Below are 12,384 nucleotides of genomic sequence, written 5' to 3'. Positions count from 1 at the left end.
TGAAAATAAGGTGCTGAAAGATCAAAGTCAAATCTGAGAACAACTTTGTCCTGAAGGATGACACTCAGACAGAAGCAATAAGCGAATGCTTCAGTTCACGGTAGCACTTCTCAAAAAGAGCCTGGTCAATTTCGAGTTCTGTAATTTCTAAATCATAAAAGGCTGCAAATTCCCTTACCCGGGACTCGAAATTCTGCTGGTAGTTTAAACCGGTATTAATCTTTGCTACTCGGGAATATCTGGCAGCCCGAAATACCAGCTTTGACTCATCAAGATTTTCCATATCCCGGGCAAAACCGTTAGCTACGACCATTTTTTCCCAGTTGGCAGCCCACATGGGAGTAAGCATAAAAACCCTTTCACCCCTGAACTCCTTTATTAGTTCCATGAAAGCTCGTTTGCCCCCCAGGGCAGCACATATGCAGTCGTCGACAATTTTCCCTTCAGGGTCTCTTAGCAATGTGAGAGGACATTTAAGGTACCTGAAGTCCTCCTCGAGGTCTTTGAACAAATTTCCGCAAAGCCCATAAAATAAAAGAATCCCGTCTGAAAGAAACGACATCTGAAGAATCGCATCATATACTTTCATTTTCAGCTGCTTGCGCATTTTGCCCATGCCAGCAATATCTAGAATATTGAGCACAAGTATGAGACCTTCTCCGTCGACATATTTCTCGTCCTTTAAGAATCTGAAGGCTTCAACGTTTTTTAGGGACAATTCCCTGCAGGGACAGCAAATTTCACCAAACTTCCGTATGATCTCCCCTGAACTCTCATTTTTCAGAATTAGAACGTCACTCAGCTCTTCGTCATGCTCCACGAGATGAATAATTTCATCCTCAAAGATCTTACATGAGATAATACTCATTATCTTCATTATGGCCTCCTCTTCAGTTTCCCTGGATCTGGGAAAAAACTCAAAATCCGTCAACAAACCCGGACTCCTTCACCAGCAGATCCGGGTCCTGGGAAGATATAGAAATGACTCTACCTCCAGCTTTCACAAAAATCCGGAATGGATACGGTAAATTACAGTCAGTGTCGATTATAATGTATTTCCTGTGAATACTTAAAAGTAGATCATAAGAAAGAAAAGAGAAAAATATTTATAAAAAATGAAGGTAACGGCACAAAATACGCAGAACAGAACTCTTCAGGACAGAATCCTTTAACAGTGGAAGAAAAAGAGAAGAAAACCCTGATTAAAGGGATTATTCAGTATTTTTTTATATTTCAGAGATTCCTGCCATTGAAAGTAATTTCGGAGTGTTTTTGTGAGATCCGATTGGCATAATATGAACCCCGCGTGAGAGTTTTGTCAGCTCCTTTACAGTTTCGGATGCTATCAAAAGCCCTTCTTCAAGGGGCGAAGATGCCTCTTTCATCCGAAGCATGATTTCGTCAGGCACATGAATTCCTGAGATATTTTTATTCATATACTCAGCCATTCCCAGGGATTTGAGAGGAATCAAACCTGCAATTATAGGCACTTCAAGATGGTTTACTGCTTCCGTAAATTCCTCGAACACACCCACATCATATACAGCCTGCGTCTGAATAAAATCGGCTCCGCCTCTAACCTTCTTTTCAAGCTTTATTAGCTGAAGTATCTTTTCAGGGTCTATGCTCGAGACTGCACCTGCACAAAAAGAAGTGCCTCCATCCAGCTGATTTCCTGCCAGATCAACGCCGGAGTCGAGCTTTCGGACAAGTTCGATGAGCTGTACGGAGTCAAGGTCATAAACAGGTTTTGAGCCTGGATGGTCTCCGCAGGAAGGAAAATCTCCGGTCATCAAGCAGATATTCCTGATTCCGAGAGCATATGCTCCCAGCAGGTCGGACTGGAGCCCTATTCGGTTTCGATCCCGGCATGTAAGCTGCATAATAGGTTCGTGCCCCTCATCAAGCAGAAGTTTGCTAAAAGCCAGTGAACTCATGTGCATAATTGAGCACTGGTTATCGGTGACGTTCAGGGCATCTGCAAGGCCTTTGAGATGGCGGGCGTCTTCCAGGGGAACTGAATACCTAGTCCCCTTGGGAGGAGAGACTTCAGCAGTAACCAGAAATTTCCTGGAGTTCAGTTTTTCACGAAAATTAAAAAGCATTATACAAGAATATTAGAAATGAAATTATTTAAAACCATGCTCCTGAGGGGCATGGGTAACGTAAAGGAGGTCAAGCCTGTTGATCTTTTTCAGGCGTTCATAGATAAGGGTCCAGACACAATTTTTTTCACTGTTAACCTCGCACATCCCGTCCACCGCTCCTCCGCAGGGCCCGTTGAGAAGGCCTTTTGGGCACTGGGCTTTCGGGCAGAGCCCACCGTATTCGCTTATAGTACAGTCCCCGCACATAACGCACTGGTCTAAAAGGAGCTGACCTCCACTGGAACCCCCAAGTGAGAGGGTGTTGTTCGAACCGTAGACAGGCAAATCCACAACAGTGGCAACAGCAGAAACTCCACTGCCACACCCCATGACCAGAACGCAACGAGCTTCTTTTATTTTCTCGTTTTTCTCAACTAGGGATTCATAAGACCGGATACTGCAGGCTGCAGTTGGAAGAGCCCAGCCTATCACGTGCTTTCCGCTCTCTTCAAGCCGTCTGCACATCTCGAGGACCTCGGGTTCTCCTCCAGTTTTCAGTTTTGCAGCGCACACGTTGCATCCGATGACAAATATATCGTCTTCGTCTTTTAACATTTTCAGGATTTCTTCAAAGGGTTTTGCTGAAGTTATGATCATAATTACCTCAAATATCGGTATTCCAGATTAGTCCGATTTGCAATACATTCACGGATCATTTCTGCAATCAGTGGGAGGGAACGAGCCTGACCGTCCAGTTTCCGGGCAAGACGTTCAAATTGCAGCAGGGTGCCTATCACAAGCACATCGGTTGATTCCGTTTCATGGGAAACCGCGTCTCTTGCAAGGGCCGCGTCGCCTCCCCTTGCAAGCATCTCCTGTTTTATTATCAGAGCTTCCGTGGTTGTAAGGTTCCTGATCTTTAGCGTAAGATGGATGCTTTTTCCCTGCATTACCTGCGAACCGACCCTTGTAGCTCCAAGCTTCCTCATTGCAAGGCCTGCGTCCTGAGGAGTTTTCACCTCAAGTACCGAAACCTCATACCTGCCCTCCTTTACAACGCTTGTCCGGCTCCTCAGAGCTCCTGCAAGCTTAACAACATCGGAAGTTTCGGGGACATCATGGGTACGGATAATATGAGCACCTTTGTGAACTGCAATTGCTGCTGCAGCCAGGCTGCCATAGAGCCTTTCGTTTGCAGTTTTTCCAAGAACTTCGCCTATGAAGGACTTCCTTGAAAGGGCTGCAAGCAGAGGTTTTTCAAAAATCTTCAGACGCTCGAAATCATCCAGGGTTTCAAAATCATACATGGGCAGCTTTTCATCAGTCCACCTGCCAATTGCAGGGTCGAGGATGAGGCGGCCAGGTTCTATACCGCCAGTTCCGGCAGCCTCTATAATGGAGCCAAGAGCTTCAATAATGGCATCCATGCCCAGAGGATCTCCGGGAATTTTGTCAGAAGCCATAACCACTGCCGGACAGCCGTGGTCTGCCACCACTTCTATCATCCCGGGGTCCGCCGTAAAGCCGGAAACATCGTTTATGATATCTGCCCCTCTCTTGAGGGCCTCTTCTGCAATTTCGGAAAACATAGTATCAACGGAAATTATCGCATCCACATTGCCTTCCAGCGCATCAAGCACGGGCAGTAATCGATCGAGTTCTTCTTCTTTGCTTATGGGTTTGGAAAAACGCCATGTTGACCGGGCCCCCAGATCCAGGAAAGTTGCTCCGCCTTCCACCATTTTCCGGGAAACATCAAGTGCGGATTCCGGGTTTGTAACCGAACCTTCGTAAAAAGATTCAGGGCTCAGGTTAATAATGCCCATTACATGTGCAGGATATTGATCTCCCACTTTCAGACCACAGATATCAGTATCAACTACCATTTTTGACAACCAGGTATATATAGCTTTTAACTCAGTTGGCGCAATTGCGCTTGATAAATATGAGTGAATAAACAATTCACTGAAGCAACACAGTGTACGGAAGCAATAACATACGTAAACAAACAATACTTGTGTAAACAGTTGTGGTGTTATAATAAACAACAATTAAATTTGAAGCGGGACATTTGGATACCTTTTTTTCGTTATGAAATGCCCACAAGACATTTCGTTGAACTACCACAGCAGGCAAGGAAAAACAATTTTTCCGGCTGCAAAGTTGAATACCTGAGGACTGAAAGGGACTGGGATAAATTTTCGGTTCAAACGTCATTCAGGATTCCGATAGTGTAAAATCGGATATTATGCCTGGTAATACAGGACCAAAGACCTATTTTAAATCAGGTTAATTAATCAGGTAGGTCTGATTAGAGTTTGCAAAAAACTCATTTGAGCATCCGAATATTTAATGAGAGCCCGGATATTTATCTAAGATTTTATAAACTATTTTTATTCTATCTTGAAGATGGACAAGCTCATACTGAAATAGGCTTCAATAATACATAAAAATATTGATGTGTAAAGCGATTTTATCACAATCCGGAAAACTATGCTGAAGATCATACCGAGTATATATAAAAACTCATATAAAATCACTTTAATTGACATCTTCTGAAAAACAGAGTAAAACCATCAGGCATAATTATCTCAGAAAACAAATTTACTTGTCTTGGTACGAAAAGCTTGAAAAAAATATTTATTTAACTGGGAAGGCGACCTAAACCCGGAGCGACACAGGCAGAAATAACTGAAGAATTCACTCCTGTGTCCCTGAATAGCTCAAACATGGACCATTTAATAAGTGACCATAAAAGGCTTAAAAAGTGACCATAAAAGGCTTAAAAATATTAACAAAAAAATGAAAAAAAGCCTTAAAATAGAGATTAAAGGCTTTTCTCCGCACACAGAAGCACATGCTTCATGAGCATGGCAATTGTCATGGGACCTACACCACCAGGGACGGGGGTCACAAGGGAAGCTTTTTTGATTACGTTTTCAAAATCAACGTCCCCGTATACGCCGTCTTCTTCCTTGGTGATTCCCGCATCAAAGATTACAGCCCCTTCTTTAACCATATCGGCTTTAATAAGATGCTTAACCCCTGTTGCAACAACTATGATATCGGCACCGAGGGTGTACTTCTTCAGGTCATCGGTGAAGATATGACAGACTGAAACGGTTGCGTTTCTGTTCAGGAGCATTGCAGCCATGGGCTTTCCCACAACATTGCTGTGCCCGACAATTACCGCATTTTTCCCCTGGACGGAAACACCGTACTCTTCAAGTGCCCTGATTACCCCGTGAGGAGTGCAGGGGACAAGGTCTTCGTCCCCGATCATGAGTTTTCCCATGTTATAGGGGTGAAAGCCGTCTGCATCCTTTGCAGGAGATATGGCTTCCATAGCTTCCTGCGTTTCCTGAGGAGAGAAGTGTTTCGGAAGCGGGAGCTGGAGCAGGATTGCGTGCACATCTTTGTTTTTGTTAAGAGAATCAATCAGGGTAAGTAGTTCTTCCTTGGTAGCGTCTCCCGGAAGGAGGTAGTCTTCTGCTTTGATGCCCACACGTTCGCAGGCCCTGTGCTTCAGGCGAACGTACATCTTTGAGGCAGGGTCGTCCCCTACAAGGATAGTAGCAAGTCCGGGGATGATTCCCCGGTTGCTTTCAAGGTCCTCTGCCCCTGACCTCACTTCTTCTTCAACCTGTTGAGCAAGTACTTTTCCGTCTATGACTCGTGACTCATAGCTTTCATCTGACAATGATAAACCTCCCCGATTAGCTGTAAACAGGGAACCTTGAACAGAGGTCCCTTACCTTAGCGTTGACTTCCGACAGCAGGGCATCGTTCCCTGCATTCTTGATTGCAGTCTCGATGTAATCGGCAACCAGTTCCATTTCTTTTTCTTTCATGCCCCTTGTGGTACAGGCAGGAGTCCCGAGCCTTACTCCACTGGTTATGAAGGGACTGCGGGTCTCGAAAGGAACCGTGTTTTTGTTGGCGATAATCCCGGCTTTGCTCATTGCGGCTTCCGCATCCTTGCCTGTAATGTTCATATTATTGAGGTTCACAAGCATAAGGTGGTTGTCGGTGCCGCCGGAAACAATATCAAAACCCTTCTCCCTCAGACAGGCGCAGAGAACTTTTGCATTCTTTATGGTCTGAGTCTGGTCCTGCCTGAACTTTTCACTCATGGCTTCCTTGAAGGCTACAGCCTTTGCAGCTATAACATGCATGAGGGGACCGCCCTGAATGCCCGGGAAAACTGCCTTGTTTACTCCAATTGCAAGCTCTTCGGTCTTTGAGATAATCATTCCGCCCCTGGGACCCCTGAGGGTCTTGTGGGTCGTGGTGGTTACAAAATCCGCATAAGGCACAGGGCTTGGGTGTACACCTGCAACCACAAGGCCTGCAATGTGGGCAATGTCTGCAAGGAGGTAAGCTCCTACTTCATCGGCAATTTCCCTGAACTTCTTGAAATCGATCTCACGGGGATAAGCTGAAGCTCCGCAGACGATCATTTTCGGTTTGCATTCCTTTGCCAGTTTCAGAAGCTCGTCATAGTCCAGGGCCTCGGTTTCTTTGCTGACCCCATAGGGCACGATATTATAGAGTTTTCCGGAAAAACTTACAGGGCTGCCGTGAGAAAGGTGTCCGCCGTGAGAGAGGTCCATGGACATGATTGTGTCCCCGGGCTGCAGTACGGAGAAGTAGACAGCCATGTTGGCGCCTGAACCTGAGTGGGGCTGGACATTTACGTATTTTGCCCCGAAGATTTCCTTTGCCCTGGCAATCGCGAGGTTTTCGGCAACATCAACGAAATCACAGCCGCCGTAATAGCGTTTGCCGGAATATCCTTCGGCATACTTATTGGTCATAATCGAGCCCTGAGCTTCCATTACAGCCCTGCTCGCATAGTTTTCGGACGCTATCAGGTTAAGTTTGTGTTCCTGACGATCGGCTTCCTTTTCGATAGCCTCGAACAATTCCGGATCGATTTTTTCAATGTAAGACACTGCTGTCACCTAATCCAACATTTAAAATTTATATGAAATCAAGGGTTTCTGTTAACATGAATTGACTAATTGATTGACTAATTGATTGATGAATTGATTAAATGTAAGTATGCTTGCGATTCTGGTATTTACTTATATTAATGTGTTGTACCTCGTAAGAACTTCCTTAAAGCCGGAAAGCAGGAAGGGCGAAAGTTTTCAACACCTTGAAGCTTCTCATGAACGAGAGTCATCAAAGACGCAGAAAATTCCCGAATATGGAAATCTTTTGCTGCCCAGAACACTGGTGAGTAATATGATTCATGTACTTATAACCGTCAGGGTATTGATGAGGCGACTAATGAATGAAAGCTATTCCGGTTTTGGACCATTCCCCACTTTTTGAACAGGTTCTTGAAACCTATTCCGCCGGGAATTACCTGATTTTAATATACCTCTTCTGATCTGGATTCCTGTCTTACTGATTCAAGACTTTATTGATCAAAACGTTATCAACTCGGCTCTGCATGATAAAATTAATGCAAATCCGGAGTTTCTACAGAGGTCCTGCTCATTTAAAGACTATTTTAAGATTTATTTCAAGGGTAATTTTGGGGGATATTTAAAGGTAATTTCAGGGGCTATTTAGGAGTGATTTCAAGGACCATTACTTAAGGGCTATTACGTTTCTGCCTTCAACTTTAAGCTTGCCCTCGACAAAGAGCCTGACAGCTTCGGGATAGATAATATGTTCCTGTTCGAGAATCCTGGCAGTGAGAGTTTCTTCGGTATCTCCCGGGAGCACAGGCACGCACTTCTGGATGATAATAGGCCCGGAATCGAGTCCTTCATCTACAAAATGTACTGTGCAGCCCGCAACCTTTACGCCGTACTCAAAAGCCTGTTTCTGGGCATGAAGTCCTTTGAAAGCCGGAAGAAGAGAAGGGTGTATATTCAGGATCCTGTGCCTGTATGCCTCAATGAGCTCGCTTCCCAGAAGCCTGAAATAGCCCGCAAGCAGGAGGAGGTCCGTATCATGCTGTTTAAGTATCTTCAGAATTTCCCTGTCGTATCCGGCTCTATCACGCCCTTCAGGGTCAAGAAAAACAGCACTTATTCCATGTTTCTCCGCACGTTCGAGCGCATAAGCATCGGCTTTGTTGGAGATAACCACATTGACTGCCGCATTTTTTATGTAGCCCTTTTCAATGCTGTCTATAATCGCCTGGAGATTTGAGCCCCGTCCTGAGACCAGAACTGCAATCTTTACCGTCATCGAGCTTTTAGATTGAAACAGTGATATATTAGGGTTTTGGAACTACATTACATTTGGAAAAACTAAAAAAATATGGAAAAGAAAATTAAAAAAAATCACGACCCTGAACCTTATAGAAAACCGAGTTTACAGAGCTATTTGTGGCAAGAAAGGAAATCAAAAGCGAACTTAACTTATGCACCACTATGTGTTTCCTTGCGCTCATCTATGAACTCGATGAGTTCCTGCGAATCACCGATCTTGTCAAGTTCTTTCTTTTCGATCAGCACCGTATTTTCAACGGACTTCAGCTTGGAACGTCCGTTAATGATGAACACGGACTGAGTTTCCGTAATGCAGGAAATGCTGCTCATCAGATGAGCCCTTTTGATTACGGTTGTGTTGAACTCGCTGACACCTGTAAGGATGACTGAAGACTCGTCCCGGGAGATAGCTTTGAATGGGGCCTGGGCTGTTGGAAGTACGTCGTATCCTAGCATTGAAATCATATTGAGAATAAGGTCTTCAGGCAAAAGCACGTTATGTTTTACCTGGGGCTCTTCCTTTTCAGGCTCTGCTTTCTTCCTGGATTTTCTGCTTCCGCAGGACTTCAGAATATCTATGGGCCTCGCCAGTTCGACTCCGAAAATATCCTCGAGCTGGAGCACGACATCTATGGATGCGTCCATGCCTTCTTCTTCATATTTGCTGATAGTCCTCCTCGAAACCCCTACCATGGAAGCCAGGGTCCCGAGGGACATGGCCTGTCCTGTCCTCGCCTTCTTCAGGAGATCTCCTTCTATTGAGACATAAAGCCCGCCGGGAGCTGCTGAAACCAGAGGCTTGACATTTTCAACAAAGTAGTCATAGAGAGTCTGGACGTTCAGAGCAAGGATATCATAGCGCATGTAGATGACACTATCTTCAAGCATCTGATCCCTTGTCTTGGCTCCAACAACGATAGCGGAACCTCCGAGATACTCAGCAAGATATTTCATCTCCCTGGCGGTTTCTTCGTTCAGACCGTCAATATTAAATAAAACCTTGCAAAGTAGTAGTGTTTCATCTTTGCGCGCGGCAACGTCAAAGCTCCTGGGACGTATATTACATCGGTCAGAAAGTGCAAAACCCGCACGCGACAATACATCAATAATTTGATGTATGAGAACTTCTTTTGTCATTCCGATATCAATCTCTGTTTGAACATCTATATATATATTTCTCCGACATCGGCAATGTTTGCAGGAGGAAAACATGTTGGAGAACCCCGAAAATCACGGCATCCCCTCACTGGAATTTCAGAAATATCAAGGGAAAAACTGGATACGGAAAAATGATCATCGGAATTGACGATACGGACTCAAACGAAGGCATGTGTACCACATATCTGGGAGCCCTGCTGCTCGAAGAACTGCAGGAGTACGGGACTATAGAAACCCTGCCCCTCCTTGTGCGCCTGAACCCTACCATCCCCTACAAGACAAGAGGAAACGCAGCCGTAGCCCTGAAACTTAAAACGGACTGCCCTGAAAAGGTAATTGCCCATGTGGTATCCAGAATAGAGGAACTTGCACGCATGGAGTGCAAAAAAACCAATCCCGGAGCCGCATTTATCCTGGAAAAAGATTACGAGAGCCTCAAGCCTGCCCTCCTGAGTTTTCTGGAAAAAGCTGTAAAGGACGTAATAGAAATAGAAACGGCAAAACACCTCATCTCGGAACTCGGGATCAGCTCAAAAAGCTTCAAAAACGGAAGGGGACTGATAGGCGCACTTGCAGCCTGCGGGGCTATGCTGAACCTTGAGAAATGGGAATGCACTTTTGAACACCTGGTATACAGGCAGAAGGAAAAATGGGGAAGTCCCAGAGACGTTAATAAGGATAGTTTTTTTGAAGCTGACAGGCAGACCTACCCCGGAACATGGGATACGGTAGACCTTGCAAACAGGCTCGTAGTCTGCGTGCCCCACTCAGCAGACCCGGTATTATTCGGGATAAGGGGAGAAAGCCCCGAACTAGTTAACAGAGCTGCATCCCTTATCAGGTCCGAACCTGTTGAGCGCTTTGCCGTGTACCGAACAAACCAGGGAACGGACATGCATCTCCTGCCGGCAGCAAGCGTCTCTGAAATTCGGGATATGCATTCCTACAGGCTTGAAGTAACGGTCTCGACAGCCCCGAAAACCATTGAAGGAGGACACGTTATCTTTGCTGTCCGGGATGGCAAAGGAGACGAAATCGACTGTGCAGCCTTTGAACCGACTAAGAACTTCAGGGCGCTTGTCCGAAAGCTGGTACCCGGTGACCGGGTTATCCTTTCAGGAAGTGTAACTTCCGGAACCCTGAATATTGAAAAAATGCAGGTTAAAGCGCTTGTCCCTCTTTACAGGGAAGAGAACCCTAAGTGTCCGGAATGCGGAAAACACATGAAGTCCGCAGGGAAGGGACAGGGATTCCGCTGCAAAAAATGCGGGACACAGGCACCCTCTAAAATCCGGTACGAAGCCGAAAGGAACCTGGAGCCAGGACTCTACGAAGTCCCACCCTGTGCCAGAAGGCACCTTGCAAAGCCGCTTGTAAGGGAAAAGGGCCAGGACATAAGGGTTCATCCTTCAAGGTGACAGGGAAAAACTATGACTGCTCAGTGTAATTCCGGTGCAGGTGGAGCTTTTCTTTTATGTTCGTTTATCTCAATGCGCCTGGTAACGGAATTTAGCTGCTCAACGGAAATCCCGGTAGCGTTCATAATGTTTTCCGGTTCCGTCCCTTTTTCAATCAGCCTGAGCACCTCGTCAACCTTCAAGTAAGAAATTCCAAGTTCGGCTTCGTCAGTCTGCCCCTCCCACAGACCTGCGGACGGTTTTTTGGTAATGAGGGGGTCCGGTATTCCGAGCCTGCGGGAAAGTTCCCAGACCTCGGTCTTGTAAAGCCCTCCTATTGGCTCAAGGTCAACGCCTCCGTCCCCATACTTCGTGTAATAGCCAAGGAGGATCTCGGTTTTGTTTCCAGTCCCTATGACCATGCGGTTAAGCATGTTTGCGTGAAAATACAGGAAGGACATCCTGGCTCTTGCCTTCAGGTTGCCCCGGGTAAGCCTGTCCGCAGATTCGCTCTCCGGAACGGCGGCCATGAAAGCCGAGACAACGCCTGCGATGTCAATTGTCCGGTACTTGATCCCTAGCCAGTCGGCAAGATTTTTCGCATCTTCGCTGTCCGCAGCAGGGGTCAGGCTGCTTTCGGGCATGTGGAGGCCAAGAACCCTTTCCTTCCCCAGAGCTTTCACGGTAAGAGTTGCGGTAAGGGCTGAGTCAATTCCCCCGCTGATGCCAACAACTGCCCCTCCCACTCCTGCTTTCCCAGTCTCGTTCCGAATAAATTCAATAATCCTGTTCTGTGCTATTTCAAGGTCCATGCTTTCAAATTCCTGGAGTTTTGTGAATAATATGAAATCCGGTAATCTCGAAGTTCAAAACCTAATTTAAACTTTAGCTTATCGGAAAAACTGAATAATCCGGTCATATAAATATCCGATCGTGTAAAGACAAATCATATGATAAAATCGGTCATACGAATAATCCAATCCTATGAAGACCAGATCATATGAAGACCAGATCATATGCGTCCTAAAGGCCAATTCAGGTAGTATTAAACAGTTTTATACGCAGGAGCTGTAAATATATTAACCTACAGGGGAGAATGGGACTAAGGGTAAACTTATTTAATAAATAGGAAATATAGGAGACTTATCTTCCGGACATAACAATATAAATACCTGAGTATTAAAAGTACTCAGCAACGGTCCATTAACCAAGTATCTCATTGCCAGAGTATCCCGGCTCCTGGATGCAAAAGATGCCTTAAGCTGGCGAAAATACATACTCCGGGTGTGCAAAAAATATGTGGATATCGCCATGCTGAGGACTTTCTGATACAGATTCAATACCCTGAATGGCCAAAAGAGAAGCGCATGCGGGACAAATTTTCCCGGATGAAAGGCATTAAAATAAAAAGAGCATATAATAGGAACTATATTCCAGAATTACACTATCCGGAAAATTCGGAAAAAATCCGGTATCCTTTCATTTTACTTCGTTACCAGATAAAATTAC

General features: G+C 45.4%; 10 protein-coding genes. 1 reads left to right on the top strand and 9 read right to left on the bottom strand.

Going from position 1 to position 12,384, the window contains the following annotated elements; genetic code table 11:
- Positions 1–64: 64 nt before the first annotated feature.
- From MSSIT_RS05810 to MSSIT_RS05775, 8 genes are all read right to left on the bottom strand, one after another.
- Complete coding sequence (locus tag MSSIT_RS05810) at positions 65–877, bottom strand: DUF1638 domain-containing protein (RefSeq protein ID WP_048170769.1); 813 nt, start codon at positions 875–877, stop codon at positions 65–67.
- 349 nt (positions 878–1,226) lie between these two features.
- The gene (locus MSSIT_RS05805) at positions 1,227–2,105 is read right to left on the bottom strand and encodes a methylenetetrahydrofolate reductase (protein WP_048170768.1); all 879 of its coding nucleotides are present in this window, start codon (positions 2,103–2,105) and stop codon (positions 1,227–1,229) included.
- Between the two features lie 24 nt (positions 2,106–2,129).
- A complete protein-coding gene (locus MSSIT_RS05800; protein ID WP_048170767.1) occupies positions 2,130–2,744 on the bottom strand; it encodes a methylenetetrahydrofolate reductase C-terminal domain-containing protein in 615 nt (204 codons plus the stop codon).
- A gap of 2 nt (positions 2,745–2,746) precedes the next feature.
- Positions 2,747–3,973: a dihydropteroate synthase gene (gene folP, locus MSSIT_RS05795; RefSeq protein ID WP_048170766.1), complete on the bottom strand. Its 1,227-nt coding sequence runs from the start codon at positions 3,971–3,973 to the stop codon at positions 2,747–2,749.
- A 941-nt stretch (positions 3,974–4,914) separates the two neighbouring features.
- Positions 4,915–5,787: a bifunctional methylenetetrahydrofolate dehydrogenase/methenyltetrahydrofolate cyclohydrolase gene (locus MSSIT_RS05790; RefSeq protein ID WP_048170764.1), complete on the bottom strand. Its 873-nt coding sequence runs from the start codon at positions 5,785–5,787 to the stop codon at positions 4,915–4,917.
- 16 nt (positions 5,788–5,803) lie between these two features.
- The gene (gene glyA / locus MSSIT_RS05785) at positions 5,804–7,042 is read right to left on the bottom strand and encodes a bifunctional serine hydroxymethyltransferase/L-allo-threonine aldolase (RefSeq protein WP_048170761.1); all 1,239 of its coding nucleotides are present in this window, start codon (positions 7,040–7,042) and stop codon (positions 5,804–5,806) included.
- A gap of 646 nt (positions 7,043–7,688) precedes the next feature.
- Positions 7,689–8,297 (bottom strand): phosphoribosylglycinamide formyltransferase, encoded by a 609-nt coding sequence (purN, locus tag MSSIT_RS05780; protein ID WP_048170760.1) that lies wholly within the window; start codon positions 8,295–8,297, stop codon positions 7,689–7,691.
- A 173-nt stretch (positions 8,298–8,470) separates the two neighbouring features.
- Positions 8,471–9,457 carry a transcriptional regulator gene (locus tag MSSIT_RS05775; RefSeq protein ID WP_048170759.1) on the bottom strand — a complete coding sequence of 329 codons (987 nt, stop codon included), beginning with the start codon at positions 9,455–9,457 and terminating at the stop codon, positions 8,471–8,473.
- Between the two features lie 152 nt (positions 9,458–9,609).
- On the opposite strand from MSSIT_RS05775, the gene MSSIT_RS05770 reads away from it, so the two are divergent.
- Positions 9,610–10,896: a tRNA(Ile)(2)-agmatinylcytidine synthase gene (locus tag MSSIT_RS05770; protein ID WP_048170758.1), complete on the top strand. Its 1,287-nt coding sequence runs from the start codon at positions 9,610–9,612 to the stop codon at positions 10,894–10,896.
- Between the two features lie 20 nt (positions 10,897–10,916).
- On the opposite strand, the gene MSSIT_RS05765 is transcribed toward MSSIT_RS05770, so the two are convergent.
- Positions 10,917–11,687 (bottom strand): NAD+ synthase, encoded by a 771-nt coding sequence (locus MSSIT_RS05765; protein WP_048170757.1) that lies wholly within the window; start codon positions 11,685–11,687, stop codon positions 10,917–10,919.
- Positions 11,688–12,384 lie beyond the last annotated feature (697 nt).

The sequence above is a fragment of the Methanosarcina siciliae T4/M genome (assembly GCF_000970085.1).
Taxonomy (GTDB): Archaea; Halobacteriota; Methanosarcinia; order Methanosarcinales; family Methanosarcinaceae; genus Methanosarcina; species Methanosarcina siciliae.
The sequence above is the reverse complement of the archived record's forward strand: the minus strand, read 5'-3'. Positions and strand labels throughout refer to the sequence as shown.

Bases quoted from the DNA above. Each gene is read 5' to 3' on its own strand.
- MSSIT_RS05810 (WP_048170769.1), bottom strand. From the start codon at position 877: ATGAAGATAATGAGTATTATCTCATGTAAGATCTTTGAGGATGAAATT.
- MSSIT_RS05805 (WP_048170768.1), bottom strand. From the start codon at position 2,105: ATGCTTTTTAATTTTCGTGAAAAACTGAACTCCAGGAAATTTCTGGTT.
- MSSIT_RS05800 (WP_048170767.1), bottom strand. From the start codon at position 2,744: ATGATCATAACTTCAGCAAAACCCTTTGAAGAAATCCTGAAAATGTTA.
- folP (WP_048170766.1), bottom strand. From the start codon at position 3,973: ATGGTAGTTGATACTGATATCTGTGGTCTGAAAGTGGGAGATCAATAT.
- purN (WP_048170760.1), bottom strand. From the start codon at position 8,297: ATGACGGTAAAGATTGCAGTTCTGGTCTCAGGACGGGGCTCAAATCTC.
- MSSIT_RS05775 (WP_048170759.1), bottom strand. From the start codon at position 9,457: ATGACAAAAGAAGTTCTCATACATCAAATTATTGATGTATTGTCGCGT.
- MSSIT_RS05770 (WP_048170758.1), top strand. From the start codon at position 9,610: ATGATCATCGGAATTGACGATACGGACTCAAACGAAGGCATGTGTACC.
- MSSIT_RS05765 (WP_048170757.1), bottom strand. From the start codon at position 11,687: ATGGACCTTGAAATAGCACAGAACAGGATTATTGAATTTATTCGGAAC.